We start from the raw sequence: 18,743 nt of genomic DNA, 5'->3' as shown, positions 1-18,743 counted from the left end.
GCGCATGTTCTCCAACTATCTGATCGGCCTGCGCGAGGGCCTGGAGGCGAGCCTGGTCGTCTGCATCCTCATCGCCTACCTGGTCAAGACCGGCCGCAGGGACGCCCTGAAGCCGGTCTGGGCCGGCATCGGCGTCGCGGTCGCCCTGGCGCTCGGCTTCGGCTGCGCCCTCGAATTCGGCTCCCAGGAGCTGACGTTCCAGGCGCAGGAGGCGCTCGGCGGCTCGCTGTCGATCCTCGCGGTCGGCCTGGTGACGTGGATGGTGTTCTGGATGCGCCGCACGGCCCGGCACCTGAGGTCGGAGCTGCACGGCAGGCTGGACGCGGCCCTCGCGATGGGCACCGGCGCGCTGGTCGCCACGGCGTTCCTGGCGGTGGGCCGCGAGGGGCTGGAGACGGCCCTGTTCGTCTGGGCGTCGGTCCACGCGGCGAGTGACGGCACCCCCAGGCCCCTGCTCGGCGTCGCGCTGGGCCTGCTCACGGCGGTCCTGCTGGGCTGGCTGTTCTACCGGGGCGCCCTGCGCATCAACCTGTCCAAGTTCTTCACGTACACCGGCGCGATGCTGGTCGTGGTCGCGGCGGGGGTCCTGGCGTACGGCTTCCACGACCTCCAGGAGGCCGACTTCCTGCCCGGCCTCGACGACCAGGCATTCGACATCTCCGGCACGATCCCGCCCGACAGCTGGTACGGCACCCTCCTGAAGGGCGTCCTCAACTTCCAGCCGAACCCGACGGTGCTCCAAGTCACGGTGTGGCTCCTGTACTTGGTGCCGACCCTGGCCTTCTTCTTCGCACCGAGCCGGACCACGGCAAGCCCGGTGCGCGACCCGGCGTAGCGGGGATACCCCACCCCGGCCCGGCCGCCGGAGGTACCCGGTAGGGTTCGCCTCCGGAAAGGGGAAGGTGAAGGAACCCGATGAGCAGGGATCGCGACCCTCGAACGCTCCGCAGGCCCGCCCGGAGCGCCCTCATAGCAGCGTCAGTGACCGCTTTGTCGTTGACGGCGAGCGGATGCGTCGTGGTGCACGGCGAACGGGAGATCCTCCCGACCACCACCCGCGCCGAAGCCGCCGAGGCCCTGAAGGAGTTCACGACCGCGTACAACGCGGCCGACAAGGCCTACGACGGCGACCTCGACGCCGAGCACACCACCGGCGCCCTCGCCGACATCGACTCGGCCCGTCTCAAGGCCGGGAAGGCCAACAACCCGGGCGGCAACCCCCACCACACGCCCCTGGAGCTGACGGACGCGAAGTTCACGATCCCGAAGAAGGCCGGCTGGCCCCGCTGGTTCCTCGTCGACGCGGCCGGCAACAAGGGCGGCACCGCCCGCTGGCTCCTCGTGTTCACCCGCAGCAGCCTGGACGACCCGTTCCAGGTGGCGTACCTGACGCTCGTCGCGCCCGGCAAGGTCCCCGAGTTCAAGAAGGACGCCGACGGCTGGGCCGAGCCGGTCCCGGTGAACGCGACGGACCTGGCCGCCGCCCCCGCCGGCCTGAGCCAGACCTACACGACGTATCTCAAGAACGGCGGGGACACCTTCGCGGACGGGCCGCACACCAGCCAGTGGCGTGCCGTGCGGGAGAAGAACGCCAAGAGGCCGGGCCTGGTCACCCAGTACATCGACGAGCCGCTGACGAACGGCGACTACGCGCCGCTGGCGCTGCGCACGACGGACGGCGGCGCGCTGGTGTTCTTCACCACGCGGCACTACGAGAAGCAGACGGCCTACGCGGGCACGTCGTTCCCCGTCCCGAACAAGGACGTCCTCGCGCTGACGAAGGGCGAGATCAAGCAGTCCCTGATGATGGAGTTCGTCTCCAACGAGGTGGCGCTGGACCCGAAGGGCCAGGGCAAGGTGACGATCCTGGGCAGGATCCAGGGCATGACATCCGCGGAGGGCTCGTAGGCGAGGGCCGCACGGCCCGGTGGGGCCACGGTCCGGTTCCGGCCGGGCTCAGTGCCGCAGCGGCCAGCCCGCCCCGGCGGGGTCGGTCTCGTCGCCGACGTACCGGACGCAGACTTCCGTGAGCACCTCCAGCAGGCTCAGCGGATCCGGCAGGGCGTGCTCGGGCCCGCGCACCCAGCGCACCGCCTGGTCCTCACCGGGCAGCCGGGCCGGCGGGACGAGGACGTAGGAGCCCCGGCAGTGCCAGCGCAGCCCGGGGTGCTCGTCCATCGTCTCGGGGTGGCAGTCCAGTTCGCAGGGCCACCACTCGTCCTCGTCCTCGGGCGTGCCGCGGGTGAGGGTGAAGAACAGCATGCGGCCGTCGTCGCTCTCGGCGACCGGCCCGACCTCGACGCCCTCGGCCAGCAGCCGCTCCAACGCGGCGCGACCGGCGTCGAGGGGCACGTCGAGGACGTCGTGCACCATGCCGGTCGCGGTGATGAAGTTGGCCTGCGGCTGGTGGCGGGCCCAGCGCTCGATCTGGGCGCGGTCGGTGGTCGACTGCGTCTGCCAGGCGAAGGACACCGGGTGCCGGGCCGGGGTGGGACAGCCGACGCGGTCGCAGGAGCAGCGGTATCCGGCCGGGTGGGCGGCGGGCGCCAGGGGCAGTCCCGCGCCGGCGGCGGCGAGCAGCAGGGCCTCACGGCCGCCGTCCCCGGCGGTCTCCTTCGGCCGGCGCCCCGCGCGCAGCCACTGGGTGAGTTTGCCCTGCAGGCCGGTCCGGCCGCCGAACTCCGCGCTCATCTATCCCCTCGCCTCGCCGTCGTGCGGAACAGCATGCCCTATGGTCCCATCTTCCCGCGCACCGGGGGGCCAGTGCCCACATCCGGGGCAGGAGGGTCGAGACGGGGACCGGTGGGGCGAGGCATATGCCGCCAGGACGAGGCGCACTCCGCGCACCATCGGGTGTCATTGCCCGCTTTGCCATGACATGGCGTCCTACCGTGGTCGCCATGGTCACAAGGATCGCGCTGACGGGCCTGGCCTCCGCGGCTTCCGTGGTCTCGCTGACCCTCACGGGACCCGGCGGCCGCGCCCCGGCCCCGCTGGAGTGGGGTGCGGGCCCCCTGACCGTGGCGGCACTCCCCCGGATCACCTACGTCGCCCACCGCGGCGGCGCCCGCGAGGTCCCCGAGAACAGCATGTCGGGGCTGATGACCGCCTACGCGCGCGGTACGGCGCAGGTGCTGGACTTCGACACGCGGCTGCTGCGCGACGGCACGCCGGTGGTGTTCCACGACGAGACCCTGAACCGCACGACCTACCTGGGCGGCGCGGTGCGCGGCCTGGACGCCCGGGAGTGGCAGGGCGTACGGCTGCGCCCGAAGGACCGGCTCCCGGGGAGCTGGCGGTCGGAGCGGCCGCCGACCGTCGCCGAGGTGCTGGATCGTTTCGGCGGCCGGATCGTGCTGATGCTGGAGGCGAAGGACCCGCGCAGCCTCGACCGGCTGGCCGCCCTGATCCGGGACCGCGGCCTGACCCGCTCGGTGTTCGTGAACACCAACGACCCGGAGGTGGCCCGGCGCGTCCACCGCCTCGGTCTGCTCACCCAGTTGTGGCGCTCGGCGGAGCAGCTGCGCACGGACCGCCCCGAGCGCTGGCGGTCGTACGTCGATCTGCTGGACGTGGACCACCGGGCGCGCGACGCGGATCTGGTGCGGGCGGTGCGCTCGGGGATTCCGCGGGTGTGGGCGCACACCGTGGTGACGGACGCGCAGCGGGACCGGGTGCTGGCGCTGGGCTGCGACGGGGTCATCACGGACGCGCCGGGGCGGCTGGCCCGGGCGGCTCAGCGCGGCGCGAGGCCGTGAAGGGCGTAGTCGACGAGGGTGTCGGTGTACTCGTAGGAGATCGGGCCCGTGTGCTGGAGCCAGCGCTGGGCGAGCGGGGAGATGAAGAGCTCCAGGGCGATGCGCAGGTCGAGGCCCTCGCGGACCTGCCCGGCGGCCTGGGCGGCGCGCAGCCGGTCCATGTAGAGGTCGAGCGAGGGCTGCATCAGCTTGGCCACGAGCTCGCGGCCGAGCTGTTCGTTGACGACGCCCTCGGCGGCCAGGGCGCGGGACGGCACCTCGAACCTCGGGTCGCGCATCTGGTCGACGGTGGCGCGCAGGACGCCCTTGACGTCGGCGGCGAGGTCGCCGGTGTCCGGGAAGGTGTACGGGACCGGCTCCGGCGCGGCCTCCCGCTGTGACTGTTCGGCCAGGTCGAGGAAGGCCTCCATGAGCACGTCCGCCTTCGACGACCACCAGCGGTAGATCGTCTGCTTCCCGACGCCGGCGCGGGCGGCGATCCCCTCGATGGTGGTCTTCGGGTAGCCGACCTCGACGACGAGCGCGAGGGCGGCGTCGTAGATGGCGCGGCGGGACCTCTCGCTGCGCCGGGTGGCGTCGGGGGCGGACTTGCCGGGGGCGGACTGCGCGGACTTCTGGACGGCCATGGGTCGAATTTATCAGGTTGACAAGACGGAGCGTCTCGCGGACAGTGGGAGCATGATTGCGAGACGAACCGTCTCGTCACCTTGATGGTCAGGAAGGAGCCCGACATGGCCCGAGGCGGAGCCGGAAACCTGCTGGGCGTCGGAGGATCGCGCCAGAACCTCGGTCGCAAGGCCCTGCGCGGCGGCGGCCGGGGCGGCCGGGTCGGCGGCGGACTCGATCCGCAGGCCCAGAAGCGCGAACTGCTGCGCAAGCTGCAGGAGAAACGACAGCAACAGCAGGAGAAGGAGGGGCGTACGACCGACCGGTCGTCGTGAGCCTCCCCCGCCCGGGGGAGCGCGTCCCCCCGAGCGCGGGATCCTCCCGGGGCGTCCGGCGGATGTACTGAAGCGGTCGCGGCTCCGCGACCGACGGACATCCGCCCCACGGACCCCCGGGAGGACTCACTCATGCGCGTGTGGACCAGACGACGGCTGCTCACCTCCGCGGCCTCGGCCGTGTCGGCGGCGGGCCTCGCGGCGACGGCGGCCGCACCGGCACGGGCGGCGGACGCCCTCCGGCCCGGGCCCGGGGAGGGTGACATCGCGGACGCCCTCCGCTCACTGCCCGGCTTGCGTCTGATCGAGGAGCGGCGGGACGCCGAGCCCGGGTACCGGCACTTCGTCCTGGGCCTGCGCCAGCCGGTCGACCACACGAACCCCGCGGCGGGCACCTTCGAGCAGCGCCTCACCCTGCTCCACACCACCGCCGACCGGCCCATGGTGCTCACCACCACGGGCTACCACGCGGTCCTCACGCCCCGGCGCAGCGAACCGGCGACCCTGCTCGGCGCCAGCCAGCTCCAGGTGGAACACCGTTACTTCGGCGCCTCACTCCCCGCCGGGCCCGGCTACGCCCACCTCACGATCCGCCAGGCCGCCGACGACCACCACCGCGTCGTCCGCCTCTTCCGCCGGCTCTACCCCGGCGCGTGGATCTCCACCGGCAGCAGCAAGGGCGGCATGGCCGGCGTCTACCACCGCCGCTTCCACCCCGGGGACGTGGACGGCACGGTGGTCTACTCGGCACCGAACAACACCGACGACCGCGACGACTCCGCCTACCTCCGCTTCCTGGAGACGGTCGGCACCGCTCCCGGCCGCGAGGCCGTCAAGGCCGCCCAGCGGCAACTGCTGCTGCGCCGGGGCGAACTGGTCGCCCGCTACGAGGCCTGGGCGTCCGCCGAGGGCGACACCTTCCGCATCATCGGCAGCGCCGACCAGGCGTTCGAGATCGCCGTCCTGCGTGTGCTGTTCATGTTCTGGCAGCGCGCGACTCCGGCCGACGTCGCCACGATCCCCGGCCCGCGGGCGACGGCCGACGAGCTGTACGCGTGGCTGGACGCGTGGGCGGGACTGCCCCTGTACGCCGACGCGGCCGCGCGGCGGTACGTCCCGTACTGGTACCAGATCGGCACCCAGCTCGGGTACGGCGATGTCCCCACCGCCCATGTGGCGGACCTGCTGCGCCACCCCGACGGCATCGCGGCACGCTCCTTCGTCCCCCGGGACGTCCCCATGGTCTTCGACACGGCGGCCATGCCGGACATCGACCGCTGGGTCCGCCGCCGCGGCAGCCGCATGCTGTTCGTCAACGGCGCCCAGGACCCCTCGGTCGCCGAGCACTTCCGTCCCGGCGGTGCCGACTCACGGGTCCTGTGGGTGCCGGGCGGCAATCACAGCGTCGACATCGCGCGGCTGTCCCCCGCCGACCGGGCGTGGGCGGAGGATGCCCTGTACCGCTGGGCGGGCCGGAAGTAGGTCACTCGGCGGGGCCCGCGGGCGGCCAGGGGTCTCCCCAGTCGGCGTCCCGTGCCGCCTTGTACTGGTCGCCGTGGCGTTTGGTGACGGTGGCGCGGCGCAGGGACGGTTCGGTCTCGCACAGGTCGAGGAGGACCTGGCCCTTGCGGATCTGGGGGCGCCGCACGATCCGGGAGGGTGCCGGGGCGACCGGGAAGCGCGCGGCGGCGACGTAGGCGAACTTCTCGTCCTCGTAGGCGAGGGAGCCGCCCTTGACCTGGCGGTGCAGGGAGGACCGGCTGACCCGGGCGGAGAAGTGGCACCAGTCCGTGCCCGGGGCGATGGGGCAGGCGGCGCTGTGCGGGCAGGGGGCGGCGACGTGGAACCCGGCGGTGACCAGCCGGTCGCGGGCCTCGATGACGCGGGCGTAGCCGTCGGGGGTGCCGGGCTCGACGATCACGACGGCCTGGGCGGCGCCAGCGGCGGCGTCGACGAGGGCGGTGCGGTCGGGGGCGGTCAGCTCGTTGAGGACGTAGGAGACGGTGACGAGATCGGTGCTCTCCAGGGTGAGCGCCGCTCCGATCCGGGCGCGCTGCCACCGTACGTCCCGCAGGGCCGGGTCGGCCGCGGCGATCTCCCGGCCGAGGGCGAGGGCGGGCTCGGCCCAGTCGAGCACGGTGACGGGCCGCTCCCCGCCCCAGGTCGCGCTCACGGCCCAGGCCGCGGCGCCCGTGCCGCCGCCGAGATCCAGGTGCCCGCCGGGCACCCACCCGGGCACGGCCTCCGCGAAGGCATCCAGCGCCGACCGCACCGCCTCGAAGGTGGCGGGCATCCGATAGGCGGCGTAGGCGGCGACGTCGGCGCGGTCCCGGAGGATCGGGGCGTCGGTCGGGGTGGCCCCGCGGTAGCTGGCGATCAGCCGCTCGACGGCCTGCGAGGCCTGCCGGGGCGGCAGCCCGTCGAGCAGTCCGGCGAGTGCGGCACGGAGGGTTTCGGCCGGGGGTGCGGGGGCGTTCACCCGGTGATTCTACGAGGCGCGGCCACCGCGCCCCGGGGGCGGGACGGAGCGGTCGACGGCGACCGGGATCTCCACGTCCCGCAGGCCTCGGACAGGTCCGGGCAGCGCGGCGGATTATTCCCTGCGGGGACCCGCACCGTGTCCCTAGGATCCCGCCCTGATGAAAAGACGCGTGCAGTTCACCGAGCAGGTCGCGCGGTTCCGTGAGTACATGCCGGCCGCCGACCGGGAGAAGTTCCGGCGGCTCGTCGACAGGATCGCCGCCGAGCCCGAGGGCGCCGGCAGTCACCTCGCCTACACGAACGACGCTGTGACCCGCGAGGCCTGGGAGGACCGCGTCATGATCCACTACGTGGTGACCTGCTTCTTCGTGGTCGTCATCGAGGCCGACATCTACGACGCGTCGCGCGGCTTCAACGAGGTGTAGGCGCCCCCCTCACCTCCCCCGCAGGGCCCGGGCCACCCGCGACCCCGCCGCCGCCCTCGGCGCGCTGTCCGGGCGGCGGCGGCGTGGATGGACCGCGTTCGTCAGGAGGATCAGGAACGTGTCCGTCGCCGGGTCGAGGACCAGGGACGTGCCCGTGAAGCCCGTGTGGCCCGCCGCGCCGCGACCGGCGAGGTCGCCCATGAACCAGGGCTGGTCGAGCAGGAAGCCGAGGCCGGGCGGGGTGAACAGGAGCTCGACGAAGTCGGGGCCGAGGATGCGGGCCGGGCCGTAGGAGCCGCCGGCGAGGAGGGTGCGGCAGAACACCGCGAGGTCCCGGCCGGTGGAGAACAGGCCCGCATGGCCCGCCACTCCCCCGAGCGCCCAGGCGTTCTCGTCGTGCACCTCGCCCCGCAGCATCCCCCGGTCCGACTTGGCCCACGGCCGCCGCTGGTCCTCCGTCGCCGCCGCGCCCGGGCACGGCCCGAACCCCGTCGCCGTCATGCCCAGCGGCCGGGTGATGCCGTCGTGGACGAGGACGTCGAGGGTGCGGCCGGTGAGGCGTTCCAGGACGTGCTGGAGGAGGAGCATGTTGAGGTCGGAGTAGCAGGAGGCGCCGGGCACCCCGACCGGGGCCTCCGCCCGGAGTGCCGCGAGGCGTTCGGCGTCGTCCGCGCAGTCGTACAGGGGGAGTTCGGGCCGCAGCCCGGAGGTGTGGGTGAGGAGCTGGCGGACGGTGATGCCGTGCCGGGCCGCCGCCGTGAAGTCGGGCAGGTACGCGCCGACCTTCGCGTCGATGCCGAGCGTGCCGCGCTCGATCTGCTGCACGGTGGCCACGGACGTGAACAGTTTGGTGAGGGACGCCAGGTCGAAGGGCGTGTCCACGGTCATCGGGACCCGGTCCTCGGGGGGCAGTTCCACACCGGCGTCGGTGGTCTCGTCGTAGGCCGCATAGCGGACGGCCCAGCCCGCGGCCTCCTCGACGGCGATCACCGGGCCGCGTCCCACGACCAGGACCGCGCCCGGTGCCCAGGGGCGCTGCCCGGTGGTGAGGACGTGGACCTCCCGGACGAGCCGGCGCAGTTCCTCGGGGTCGAGTCCGGCCCGTTCCGGCGTGCCGTGGCGCAGTCTCGGTGCGCTCAGCTGTCCGCTCCCTCCACACTCGCGCGGGCCCTCCAGGGTCGGCACATTCCCACGAAGCAGGCCAGTGCCACCAGTGCGGCGGCCAGTTGGACGACGGCCATCGGGAGGGCGGTGTCCTCCCCGGCGACGCCGACCAGCGGGGACGCGATCGCCCCGATGAGGAAGGAGGACGTGCCGAGCAGGGCGGAGGCGGAGCCCGCGGCGTGCTTGGTGCGCATCAGGGCGAGGGCCTGGGTGTTGGGCAGGGTGATGCCCATCGCGGACATCAGCACGAAGAGGGCGGCCGCGACGGGCGCCAGCCCGACCTCGCCGAACACGCCCAGGGACATCAGCAGCAGCGCGGTCGCGGCGGTGATGACGATCGCCAGGCCGATGCCGAGCACCCGGTCCAGGCTGACCCGGCCGACCAGGACCTTGCCGTTGATCTGGCCGACGACGACCAGTCCGACGGAGTTGACGCCGAACAGCAGGCTGAACGTCTGCGGGGAGGCGCCGTAGATCTCCTGGATGACGAACGGGGACGCCGAGATGTAGGCGAAGAGGGCGGCGAAGGCGAAGCCGCCGGTGAGCATGTAGCCGGTGAAGGAACGGTCGGCCAGCAGGGTGCGCATCGCGCGCAGGGCCTCGCCGACGCCGCCGCTGTGCCGTTCGGCGGGCGGCAGGGTCTCGGGGAGCTTCGTCCAGACCAGGACGCCGATGAGGACGCCGACGACCGTGAGGACGGCGAACACGCCCCGCCAGTCGGTCACGCGCAGGACCTGCCCGCCGATCAGCGGCGCCACGATGGGGGCCACCCCGGAGATGAGCATGAGGGTGGAGAAGAAGCGCGCCATGGCCATACCGTCGTAGAGGTCGCGGACGACGGCCCGGGCGATGACGATCGCGGCGGCGCCCGCGAGGCCCTGCGCCAGCCGGAAGGCGACGAGGAGTTCGACGGTGGGGGCGAGCGCGCACAGCACGGTGGCGACGACGAAGACGGCGAGCCCGGCGAGCAGCGGGCGGCGGCGCCCCCAGCGGTCGCTCATCGGCCCGACGACGAGCTGCCCGAGGGCCATGCCGGCGAGGCAGGCGGTGAGGGTGAGCTGGACGGTCGCGGCGGGCGCGTGCAGGGAGCGGGTGACCTCCGGCAGCGACGGGAGGTACATGTCCATCGCCAGCGGCGGTACGGCGGTCAGGCTGCCGAGGAGGAAGGTGACCAGGAGCCCGGTGCGGCGGTGCGGTGTGAGGTCGGGCCGCTCCGCCCCGGCTGCGACCTCCTGCGCGGTCTTCGATATGGACGCCCCACCCTCGGGCATGAGTCCCTCCCTTTTCGAGTCGATCGCCACCTATGCTCTCAGCTCGTACGGACTGCTAGGGGTCACCGAGGCGAAGGCGGGGCGGGAATGACGGCGGACACGGTGCGGTGGGGGATCCTGGCGACCGGGGGGATCGCGGCCGCGTTCACCGCGGACCTGGTCGACCTGCCGGACGCGGAGGTCGTGGCGGTGGCGTCACGGTCGCAGGAGTCGGCGAAGGCGTTCGCGGAGCGGTTCGGGATCCCCCGGGCGTACGGCGACTGGAACGCGCTCGCGCGGGACGAGGACATCGATGTCGTCTACGTCGCCACCCCGCACACCGCGCACCGGACGGCGGCCGGTCTGTGCCTGGCGGCCGGGCGGAACGTGCTGTGCGAGAAGCCGTTCACGCTGAACGTGCGCGAGGCGGAGGAACTCGTCGCGCTGGCGCGGGAGCACGGGCGCTTCCTGATGGAGGCGATGTGGATGTACTGCAATCCGCTGGTGCGGCGGCTGAAGGCGCTGGTGGACGACGGGGCGATCGGCGAGGTGCGCACGGTCCAGGCCGATTTCGGGCTGGCCGGTCCGTTCCCGCCCTCGCACCGGCTGCGGAATCCGGAGCTGGGCGGGGGCGCGCTGCTCGATCTGGGCGTGTATCCCGTGTCGTTCGCGCAGTTGCTGCTCGGGGAGCCGTCGGACGTCACGGCGCGAGCGGTGCTCTCGGACGAGGGCGTCGATCTCCAGACGGCAGCGGTGCTCTCCTGGGAGAGCGGCGCTCTCGGTTCGGTGCACTGCTCCATCGTGGGCGGTACGGCGACCGTCGCCTCGGTCACCGGCTCGACGGGCCGGATCGACATTCCGGGCGGCTTCTTCTTCCCGGACCGTTTCGTGCTGCACCGGGACGGCCGTGACGCCGAGGAGTTCACGGCCGACCCGGCGGACGGGCCGCGCAACAGCCTGCGCCACGAGGCGTCCGAGGTGATGCGCGCCCTGCGGGCCGGTGAGACGGAGTCCCCGCTCGTCCCGCTCGACGGCACACTCGCCGTGATGCGGACGCTCGACGCGATCCGGGACCGCGTCGGCGTCCGCTACCCCGGTGAGACCCCGGGCGAGACCCCGGACGAGGGCCTCACGACGGAACTCACGCCGGCTTGAGCCCCTGCTCCCCCACCTCCGTCACGAAGGACGCGGCCGTCGTGACCGGCGCCCCCTGCCGGGTCACGTACGGCACCGTCCTGAAGTCGGCGCGTGCCGCGTCCCGTCCGAGCGCGACGGTGACATAGCCGCGGCGGCCGTTGAAGAACTTCAGGTGCGGGTTGGCGGACATGTAGGTGTCCCAGGTCGCCGGCTTGTCGGCGCCGTCCCGGCCGCTGGAGACCGACGTCGCCACGATCTCGGTGCCGAGCGTGGCGGAGGACGGGTCGTCGAAGTCGTCCTTGATGTCGAAGGCGTAGGCGGAGTGCACGTCGCCGCTGAGCACCATCAGGTTCTCCACGCCGGCGGCCTTCGCCCCGTCGAGGACGCGGCGGCGGGAGGCGCTGTAGCCGTCCCAGGCGTCCATCGACACCCGGGAGGGGGTGGTGGCGTCCATGTTCCGGCGGGCGAACAGGACCTGCTGCGGTACGACGTTCCACAGCGCCCGCGAGGAACGCCAGCCGTCGAGCAGCCACCGTTCCTGCGTGGCGCCGGTCATGGTGCGCGCCGGGTCGTCGGACTCGGGGCCGGGCACGTGCGCCTTGTCGCCGTAGGCCTGGTCGGAGCGGTACTGGCGGGTGTCCAGGACGTCGAACTGGGCGAGCCGGCCCCAGGTCAGGCGGCGGTAGAGCCGCATGTCGGGTCCGGCGGGGCGCTGGGGGCGGCGCAGGGGCTGGTTCTCCCAGTAGGCGCGGTAGGCGGAGGCGCGGCGCAGCAGGAACTCCTCCGGCGGGACGCTGTTCTCCGGGATGTCGTCGGCGTAGTTGTTCTCGGTCTCGTGGTCGTCCCAGGTGACGACGAAGGGGTGCGCGGCGTGCGCGGCGCTCAGGTCCGGGTCGGACTTGTAGAGGGCGTACCGCAGCCGGTAGTCCTCCAGGGTCAGCGTCTCGCGGTCGAACAGGGCGGGCAGGGTGCGGTCGGTGTAGTCGCGCTGGCCGCCGACGGAGTCGACGGCGTACTCGTAGAGGTAGTCGCCGAGGTGGAAGACGAGGTCGACGTCGTCGGCGGCGAGGTGGGCGTACGGCGTGTAGTAGCCGTCGTGGTAGGCCTGGCAGGAGACCGCGGCGAGGGTGAGGGCCGGGACGCGGCTGCCGGGGTCGGGGGCGGTGCGGGTGCGGCCGGTGGGGCTGGTCCAGCGGCCCACGCGGAAGCGGTAGTGGTAGACGCGGCCGGCCTCCAGGTGGCCCACCTCGACGTGGACGGTGTGGTGGAACTCGGGGTGCGCGGTGGCGGTGCCGCGCCGGGCTATGCGGCGGAAGCGCTCGTCGTGGGCGAGTTCCCAGTGGACGGTGACGCGTTCGGCGGGCAGTCCGCTGTCGGCCTGGAAGGGGGCGGGCGCGAGGCGGGTCCACAGGATCACGGAGCCGGGAAGGGGGTCGCCGGAGGCGACGCCGAGCGTGAACGGGTTCTCCGTGATCTTCGCGGCGTCGAGTTCTGCGGCGGCCGCGACTCCCGGGGACGGCAGGTTGGTCGCGAAGGCCAGCGCGGCGGCGGCGCCGGTCCTGGTGAGGAAGCGGCGGCGGCCGATGTGGCGGGCGGCCGCGCGGAGTTCGGGGGCGTGCTGGGACGGGTGTGCTGCGGGTGTCATCCGGTCCTCCCCTGGCGAATGGCTGCAGGGGGCATTGGAGTGGCCGGGGACGACACCCGGTCGACACGTACACAGCACTCGCGTGACGGACTGATGAGTTCCGCATGGCGGGCCCTCCCGTGGCCCCTCCCGTACGCTGCGGGCCCATGAATGCGAAGGAGAACGGAATCGCGGTGGTGACCGGGGCGGGCTCCGGCATCGGCCGGGCGGTCGCGGTGGAACTGCTGCGCGCGGGCTGGTCGGTGGCGCTGGCGGGCCGGCGCGTCGAGACGCTGGAGGAGACGGCGGCCCTCGCACCGCAGGGCGCGGCCCTCGCCGTGCGGACGGACGTCTCACGGCCGGAGGACGTGGCAGGCCTGTTCGCGGCGACCGTCGAGCGGTTCGGGCGGGTGGACCTGCTGTTCAACAACGCGGGCACGTTCGGGCCCGGCGGTGTGCCGGTCGAGGAACTGCCCTACGAGGCCTGGCGGCACGTGGTGGACACCAACCTCAACGGGGCGTTCCTGTGCGCGCAGGCGGCGTACCGGCAGATGAAGGAGCAGGACCCGCAGGGCGGGCGGATCATCAACAACGGGTCCATCTCGGCGCACACGCCCCGTCCGCACTCGGTGGCCTACACCGCGACCAAGCACGCGCTGACCGGCCTGACCAAGTCGCTGTCGCTGGACGGGCGGCCGTACCGGATCGCCGTGGGGCAGATCGACATCGGCAACGCGGCGACCGACATGACGGCCGGTATGCAGACGGGAGCGCTGCAGGCGAACGGGGAAGTCGCCCCGGAGCCCGTGATGGACGTCGCGGACGTGGCCCGCACGGTGCGGCACATGGCGGAGCTGCCGCTGGCGGCGAACGTGCAGTTCGCGACCGTGCTCGCCACGACCATGCCGTACGTCGGACGCGGCTGAGCGCGGCCCCGGCGATCGTCAATCCGTCAACCTATACAAACGGAATATGAACCTCCGCACCATTGCGGCCGGTCGGGCGCTTATGCTCAACTCGTCTACACGAAAGCTTCACAGTTGGAGCAGAAGGCTTCCGCAGGCCACACCCAGGGGGGAGGCGGCAGTCGTTCCACGGCACCGGGTGGGGGTGGACCCCGCGTGGGACCGCGGGGTGCGCACCGGTGCGCGTGGAACGACTGCCGCAAACGTCCGTCAAAGGGCGGGGCGGGTGGTGTCATTCGCGGTGCCGTCCCTTCGCGCGCCCGGGCGTCCGGCGCCGGCGCAGCGCCAAGAACCCGCCCGCCAGCAGCGCGACCGCGGTGCCGGCGCCTTCCGCCAGCCGCCCCGCCGAGGGCTCGCGCGTGACCGCGCCTGAGGCGACGGATCCGCGCGCGGCGGCCGGTCCCGCCCCGGGGTGCTCGCCCGCCGGCTCGACCAGTACGCCGACGGCCCGTGCCGACGCCCCCTGCGCGAAGCCCCAGTCGAGCAGGGCGGCGGCCTCCTCGTAGACGGCGTCGAGGCGGTCGCCGGGGTGCATGACCGTGACGAGCAGGGTGCGCCCGGCCCGGGTGGCGGCGCCGGTGAAGGTGTTGCCGGCGTGGGTGGTGTAGCCGTTCTTCACACCGATCAGCCCCGGATACGCCCGCAGGCCCCACGTCCCGTCCAGCAGCCGGTCGGTGTTCTGGATCTGGAACGTCCGCCGGCCCCCGGCCGGGAAGTCGGCCGTGCGCGTCCGGCAGTAGGCGCGGAAGGCGGGGTCGCGCAGCCCGTGCCGGGCGAAGAGCGTCAGGTCGTACGCCGAGGACAGCTGCCCCGGGTGGTCGTAGCCGTCCGGGCTGACCACGTGCGTGTCCAGGGCCCGCAGTTCCCGCGCCCTGGCCTGCATCTCGGCGACGGTCCTCGCCACCCCGCCGTTCATGTGGGCCAGGACGTGCACGGCGTCGTTCCCGGAGCGCAGGAAGACGCCCTGCCACAACTGGTCGACGGTGTACGTGGTCCCGGCCCGGATGCCGACGAGGCTGGAGCCCGCCGGGATGCCTGCCAGGTCGGCGGCGGTGACGGTGTGCCGGCCGCCGCGCGGGAACCGGTCGAGCAGCGTGTCGGCGAACAGCATCTTCAGCGTGGACGCGGGCGGCAGCCGCCGGTGCGCCCGGTAGGCGGCCAGCACCTCGCCGGTGTCGTGGTCGGCGACGAGCCAGGAGCGGGCGGTGAGCCGCCGGGGCAGTCCGGTGGTGCTGCCCGTCTGCACGGTGTCGGAGCCGAGGCGGTCCCCGCCGAGCACGGGGCCGGCCTCGGAGTCCGGTGCCTCGGAGTCCGGTGCCGCGGAGACCGGTGCCGCCGCGGCCACCGGGGCGGCACCGGCCATCGGGGCGGCCACGGCGAGGGCGAGCACGGAACGTCTGGACAGCCGGGCTGAGTCACGCATCCCGCGACGGTACGAAGCGGAATCGCGCAGGCGGGCCCGGAACGGTCAAAGACCGGCCCAAGATCCCGCAATGATCACCACCCGATCAGCCGGTGGAGCCGGTGGATCATCGCCAGGGCAACAGAGGGATCACCGCCCGAGCAGCCGGTCGACCTCGGCCAGCTGTGCGGCGGTCAGCGCCCCCTTCTCCAACGCCCCCGCGTTCTGCTCCGCCTGTGCGACCGAACGGAAGCCGGGGATGGGGATCGTGCGCGGGCTGCGCGCCCACAGCCAGGCCAGGGCGCCCTGGGCGAGCGTGCGGCCCTCGCTGGTGAGGACGTCCCTGAGGGCGTCGACGCGGGCGAGCCACTCCGGGTCGGCGCCGGAGCCGTCCCCGAACCCCTGGAGCCAGGCCGGGGGCCTGCTGCGGATGTCCCCGGCCTCCAGCGGCTGCCCCTCCCGGCGCTTGCCGGTGAGCAGCCCCATGGCCAGCGGACTGCGGTTGACGCTCGCGAGGCCCGCCTCCTCGCACAGCCGGAGCATCTCGGGCGCGTCCTGGAGGACGTTGAGGGCGTGCTGGACGGCGGCGCAGTGCGGCCCCTGCGCGAACACGGCGGCGCGTACCGGGTCGTCGGTGCTCCAGGCGTAGGCGCGTATCAGCCCCTCACCGACCAGCTTCTCGCACTCGTCCCGGAGCAGGGCGGCCCGCTCGGTGTCCGCGTCGGAGAGATGGAACTGGTAGAGGTCGACGTAGTCGGTGCCGAGCCGGTCCAGGGACGCGGTCAGGGCGCGGCGCAGGTAGGCCGGGGAGTCGTCGCTGCCGGTGTGGGTCCGGGTCTCCTCGTCGAAGACGTTGCCCCACTTGGTGGCGACGACGACCTCGGCCCTGCGCTTGCCGAGGGCCCGGCCCAGCACGCGTTCGCTGTGCCCGGCGCCGTAGGTGTCGGCGGTGTCGAAGAAGGTGACGCCCAGGTCGAGGGCGCGCCGCACCGCCCGCACCGACTCCTCGTCGTCGACTCTGCCCCAGCCGAGCGGCTGCCCGTCCGGCGCCTGCCACTCTCCTCCGATCGCCCAGCAGCCGAAGCCGAGGGCGCTCACTTCGATGCCGCTGCGTCCGAGCGGCCGTGTGGTCTCCATGTGCGGGGATGCTAGGAGTTGGAGCGCACGCGAACACAAGCCCCCGCGGGGGCCGGGTTTCTTCAGGCCTGGCCGGTCTCGAAGCGGGAGATCCGGCCGTCCTCGTCCACGGTGAAGCTCCACCGGGTGCGCATCTCGCCCCAGGTGTCGTTGCTGTAGCGGGCGAGGAGGGAACGGCCGCCGTTGGACTCGTTGTCGACCTCCAGGTGGCCGTGGGAGAAGAAGATCTCCCGGTCGACCCAGTCGGCGAGGTCACGGTCGGAGCCGTCGTCCGCCATGGTCGCGCCCGGCGCGAGGAGCGCCATGAAGGCCTCGCGGTCGTGGTTGTTCACGGCGGCGACGAAGGCGCGGACGGCCGGGTCGCTGAGGCGCGTGGTCTGAATCGTCATGCCAGTCAGCCTCGTACCGGCCGCCGGGCCCCGCCACCGGTGCCACCCGAACGGCGTCCCGGGCGGGCCCGCGGGGTGTCGGGGGGTGTCAGGAGTGCGACGGTGGAAACGCGAGAAGGGGTTCCTGCTGTCCGCACCGTTCCTGCTGTCCGCACCGTTCCTGCTGTCCGCTCCGGGAGACGACGTGAGGCGTTACCACCGACGTGATCTGGGCCTGCTGCTGCTCCGGCTGGGGACGGGCGGTGTGCTGGCCGCCCACGGCACGCAGAAGCTGTTCGGCTGGTTCGGCGGGCACGGCATCGAGGGCACCGGGCAGTTCATGGAGTCCGTGGGTTACGTCCCCGGCAAGACGAGCGCGACGGCGGCGGGCCTCGCGGAGACCGGCGGCGGCGTGCTGCTGGCCCTGGGCCTGGCCACACCGGCCGCCGGAGCCGCGGCGGCCGGGGCGATGGCGGGGGCCGCGGCGGTGCACGCCCCGAACGGGTTCTTCAACCAGGGCGGCGGCTACGAGTACGCGGCGACGCTCGGTCTGACGGCCGCCGGCCTGGCCGTCACCGGCCCGGGGCGGCTCTCCCTGGACCACGCGCTCGGGCACGCGGTGAACCGGAGCTGGATGATCCCGGTGGCGTTCGCGGCGACGGCTGCGGGGACCGCGCTGGTGGTGGGGGCCCGTGCCAGGCGGCTGCGGCAGGCCAAGGAGGGCGAGCAGGACCCGCTGTTCGAAGAGGAGTACCTGGAGTAGCGGGCCGGGCGGGCTCGGGGCGCTGTCAGACCCCCGTGGCAGGCTGCCCCCATGAACGATCACACGCCGCCCGGGCCTGATCTCTGGGCCTCCATCGACGCCCTGTGGGAGTGGCTCGAGAGCAGCACCCCGATCGAGGGCCCCGAGGGCTTGCTCCTGCGCATCCTGAAGCTGAACGAGGAGGTCGGCGAGGTCGCCGAGGCCGTCATCGGCGTGACCGGCCACAACCCCCGCAAGGGCGTGACGCACACCTGGGACGACGTGCAGTCGGAGCTGTGCGACGTCGCCGTCACGGCGCTGATGGTGCTGCGGACCCTGACGCCGGAGGCGCGCGAGGTGTTCACGCGGCATCTGGCGCGGGTGACGGAGCGGTCCCGGGCCACGAGCTGCGGGCGGCGTTTCCCCGCGGACAGCCCCTGAGCTGCCATCGGACGCGTTTCCGCCCGCCGGTCCGAACACCTCTGCAATGATCGAACGTGCTGCCCGGGCCGCCGGGCGGCTGACACTGGCCCAACAGGTCGAGGAGTCCGGTGACGGGGGTGGACTGGCGGTTCCGGTCCCTGGTGGTCGCGCACGCCGTGTCGGCCTACGGGACCTACCTCAACCTGATCGCGCTCAGCCTGTTCTCGTACGAGGTCACCGGCACCGCCTGGGGCGTGGGCGTGGTCATGGCCGTACGGCTGCTGGCCGGGGTCACGGCCGGGCTCGCCGCGGGGGCCCTGTCGGCCCGGGTCACGCGCCGCACGGTCATGGTGGTCACGGACCTCGCCCAGACGCTCGCCATGGTGCTGCTCGCGCTCTGGTCCTCCGGCACACCGCTGGTCGTGCTGCTCGGCGCGGTGGTCGTGCTGGGGGCGGGCAACACGTTCTTCAACGTCGCGCTGCGCAGCGCGGTCCCGGTCATGGTCGGGCAGGACAGCCGGGCCCGGGCCAACGGCGTGCTGGTCACGGCCCGGTCCGTCGCCACGGTGCTGGGCTTCGCCTCGGCCGCACCGGTCATCGCCCTCGGCGGGTTCGGCATCGCGTTCGCCGTCAACGCGGCGAGTTTCGCGGTGTCCGGCGCCGCGGTGCTGGTGCTCAGACCGCGCACGGACTCCGCCGGGGAGGACGACGCGCCGGCCGCGACCGGGGAGGACGGCCCGCCGACCGGGAAGGGCGGCCCGCCGACCACGACCGGGAAGGACGACCCGCCGACCGGCGAGGGCGACCCACCAGCCAGGACCGGAAAAGGCGACCCGCCGACCGGCGAGGGCGACCCACCAGCCAGGACCGGAAAAGGCGACCCGCCGACCGGCGAGGGCGACCCACCAGCCAGGACCGGAAAAGGC

General features: G+C 73.3%; 20 protein-coding genes. 11 read left to right on the top strand and 9 right to left on the bottom strand.

Going from position 1 to position 18,743, the window contains the following annotated elements; all coding sequences use genetic code 11:
• Positions 1 to 4 precede the first annotated feature (4 nt).
• Both efeU and ABZ386_RS03050 read left to right on the top strand, forming a co-directional pair.
• The gene (gene efeU / locus ABZ386_RS03055; protein ID WP_356519461.1) at positions 5 to 835 is read left to right on the top strand and encodes an iron uptake transporter permease EfeU; all 831 of its coding nucleotides are present in this window, start codon (positions 5 to 7) and stop codon (positions 833 to 835) included.
• An 80-nt stretch (positions 836 to 915) separates the two neighbouring features.
• Positions 916 to 1,908 carry a hypothetical protein gene (locus ABZ386_RS03050; RefSeq protein WP_351332325.1) on the top strand — a complete coding sequence of 331 codons (993 nt, stop codon included), beginning with the start codon at positions 916 to 918 and terminating at the stop codon, positions 1,906 to 1,908.
• Between the two features lie 48 nt (positions 1,909 to 1,956).
• Here ABZ386_RS03050 and ABZ386_RS03045 read toward each other — a convergent pair whose 3' ends face one another.
• Complete coding sequence (locus ABZ386_RS03045) at positions 1,957 to 2,691, bottom strand: bifunctional DNA primase/polymerase (protein WP_355723453.1); 735 nt, start codon at positions 2,689 to 2,691, stop codon at positions 1,957 to 1,959.
• 209 nt (positions 2,692 to 2,900) lie between these two features.
• Between ABZ386_RS03045 and ABZ386_RS03040 the strand changes: the two genes are divergently transcribed.
• Entirely contained in the window at positions 2,901 to 3,758 is an 858-nt protein-coding gene (locus tag ABZ386_RS03040) for a glycerophosphodiester phosphodiesterase (RefSeq protein ID WP_351332331.1), read from the top strand.
• On the opposite strand, the gene ABZ386_RS03035 is transcribed toward ABZ386_RS03040, so the two are convergent.
• Positions 3,737 to 4,384 carry a TetR/AcrR family transcriptional regulator gene (locus tag ABZ386_RS03035; protein WP_358963372.1) on the bottom strand — a complete coding sequence of 216 codons (648 nt, stop codon included), beginning with the start codon at positions 4,382 to 4,384 and terminating at the stop codon, positions 3,737 to 3,739. The genes ABZ386_RS03040 and ABZ386_RS03035 overlap by 22 nt on opposite strands.
• Before the next feature lie 105 nt (positions 4,385 to 4,489).
• On the opposite strand from ABZ386_RS03035, the gene ABZ386_RS03030 reads away from it, so the two are divergent.
• Together ABZ386_RS03030 and ABZ386_RS03025 are read left to right on the top strand one after the other, a co-directional pair.
• Positions 4,490 to 4,699 (top strand): DUF6243 family protein, encoded by a 210-nt coding sequence (locus ABZ386_RS03030; RefSeq protein WP_351332337.1) that lies wholly within the window; start codon positions 4,490 to 4,492, stop codon positions 4,697 to 4,699.
• Between the two features lie 132 nt (positions 4,700 to 4,831).
• Positions 4,832 to 6,181: a S28 family serine protease gene (locus ABZ386_RS03025; RefSeq protein ID WP_356499675.1), complete on the top strand. Its 1,350-nt coding sequence runs from the start codon at positions 4,832 to 4,834 to the stop codon at positions 6,179 to 6,181.
• Between the two features lies 1 nt (position 6,182).
• On the opposite strand, the gene ABZ386_RS03020 is transcribed toward ABZ386_RS03025, so the two are convergent.
• Positions 6,183 to 7,178: a small ribosomal subunit Rsm22 family protein gene (locus tag ABZ386_RS03020; RefSeq protein ID WP_358963369.1), complete on the bottom strand. Its 996-nt coding sequence runs from the start codon at positions 7,176 to 7,178 to the stop codon at positions 6,183 to 6,185.
• Between the two features lie 160 nt (positions 7,179 to 7,338).
• Here ABZ386_RS03020 and ABZ386_RS03015 point away from each other — a divergent pair, with 160 nt between their 5' ends.
• On the top strand, positions 7,339 to 7,605 hold the full coding sequence (locus tag ABZ386_RS03015) for a hypothetical protein (protein WP_351332346.1): 267 nt from the start codon (positions 7,339 to 7,341) through the stop codon (positions 7,603 to 7,605).
• A 9-nt stretch (positions 7,606 to 7,614) separates the two neighbouring features.
• Here the strand turns inward: ABZ386_RS03015 and ABZ386_RS03010 are convergent, their stop codons facing one another.
• Positions 7,615 to 8,790, bottom strand: coding sequence for a serine hydrolase domain-containing protein (locus tag ABZ386_RS03010; RefSeq protein WP_351332349.1), 1,176 nt, complete (start codon positions 8,788 to 8,790; stop codon positions 7,615 to 7,617).
• Positions 8,742 to 10,040 carry a multidrug effflux MFS transporter gene (locus tag ABZ386_RS03005; protein WP_351332352.1) on the bottom strand — a complete coding sequence of 433 codons (1,299 nt, stop codon included), beginning with the start codon at positions 10,038 to 10,040 and terminating at the stop codon, positions 8,742 to 8,744. The genes ABZ386_RS03010 and ABZ386_RS03005 overlap by 49 nt, the downstream gene beginning before the upstream one ends.
• A gap of 87 nt (positions 10,041 to 10,127) precedes the next feature.
• On the opposite strand from ABZ386_RS03005, the gene ABZ386_RS03000 reads away from it, so the two are divergent.
• Positions 10,128 to 11,174 carry a Gfo/Idh/MocA family oxidoreductase gene (locus ABZ386_RS03000; RefSeq protein WP_356499669.1) on the top strand — a complete coding sequence of 349 codons (1,047 nt, stop codon included), beginning with the start codon at positions 10,128 to 10,130 and terminating at the stop codon, positions 11,172 to 11,174.
• Here the strand turns inward: ABZ386_RS03000 and ABZ386_RS02995 are convergent.
• Positions 11,161 to 12,801, bottom strand: coding sequence for an alkaline phosphatase D family protein (locus ABZ386_RS02995; RefSeq protein ID WP_358963366.1), 1,641 nt, complete (start codon positions 12,799 to 12,801; stop codon positions 11,161 to 11,163). The genes ABZ386_RS03000 and ABZ386_RS02995 overlap by 14 nt on opposite strands.
• A gap of 146 nt (positions 12,802 to 12,947) precedes the next feature.
• On the opposite strand from ABZ386_RS02995, the gene ABZ386_RS02990 reads away from it, so the two are divergent.
• Positions 12,948 to 13,706, top strand: coding sequence for an SDR family oxidoreductase (locus ABZ386_RS02990; protein WP_351332360.1), 759 nt, complete (start codon positions 12,948 to 12,950; stop codon positions 13,704 to 13,706).
• Between the two features lie 271 nt (positions 13,707 to 13,977).
• Here the strand turns inward: ABZ386_RS02990 and ABZ386_RS02985 are convergent, their stop codons facing one another.
• The 3 genes from ABZ386_RS02985 to ABZ386_RS02975 all read right to left on the bottom strand — a co-directional run bounded on the left by ABZ386_RS02985 (position 13,978) and on the right by ABZ386_RS02975 (position 16,673).
• Entirely contained in the window at positions 13,978 to 15,168 is a 1,191-nt protein-coding gene (locus ABZ386_RS02985) for a serine hydrolase (RefSeq protein WP_358963364.1), read from the bottom strand.
• Between the two features lie 129 nt (positions 15,169 to 15,297).
• Positions 15,298 to 16,284 carry an aldo/keto reductase gene (locus ABZ386_RS02980; protein ID WP_356499664.1) on the bottom strand — a complete coding sequence of 329 codons (987 nt, stop codon included), beginning with the start codon at positions 16,282 to 16,284 and terminating at the stop codon, positions 15,298 to 15,300.
• 62 nt (positions 16,285 to 16,346) lie between these two features.
• The gene (locus tag ABZ386_RS02975) at positions 16,347 to 16,673 is read right to left on the bottom strand and encodes a nuclear transport factor 2 family protein (protein ID WP_351332369.1); all 327 of its coding nucleotides are present in this window, start codon (positions 16,671 to 16,673) and stop codon (positions 16,347 to 16,349) included.
• Positions 16,674 to 16,857: 184 nt separating this feature from the next.
• Between ABZ386_RS02975 and ABZ386_RS02970 the strand changes: the two genes are divergently transcribed.
• The 3 genes from ABZ386_RS02970 to ABZ386_RS02960 all read left to right on the top strand — a co-directional run.
• Complete coding sequence (locus tag ABZ386_RS02970; RefSeq protein ID WP_351333001.1) at positions 16,858 to 17,415, top strand: DoxX family protein; 558 nt, start codon at positions 16,858 to 16,860, stop codon at positions 17,413 to 17,415.
• 51 nt (positions 17,416 to 17,466) lie between these two features.
• Positions 17,467 to 17,835 (top strand): MazG-like family protein, encoded by a 369-nt coding sequence (locus tag ABZ386_RS02965; protein WP_351332372.1) that lies wholly within the window; start codon positions 17,467 to 17,469, stop codon positions 17,833 to 17,835.
• A gap of 110 nt (positions 17,836 to 17,945) precedes the next feature.
• On the top strand, positions 17,946 to 18,743 hold a 798-nt coding region (locus tag ABZ386_RS02960; protein WP_358963361.1), incomplete at its 3' end, for an MFS transporter.

Source organism: Streptomyces sp. NPDC006140 (assembly GCF_040628815.1).
Lineage (GTDB): Bacteria > Actinomycetota > Actinomycetes > Streptomycetales > Streptomycetaceae > Streptomyces.
Note: the sequence above shows the minus strand (reverse complement) of the source record. Positions and strands in the feature narration are given on the sequence as shown.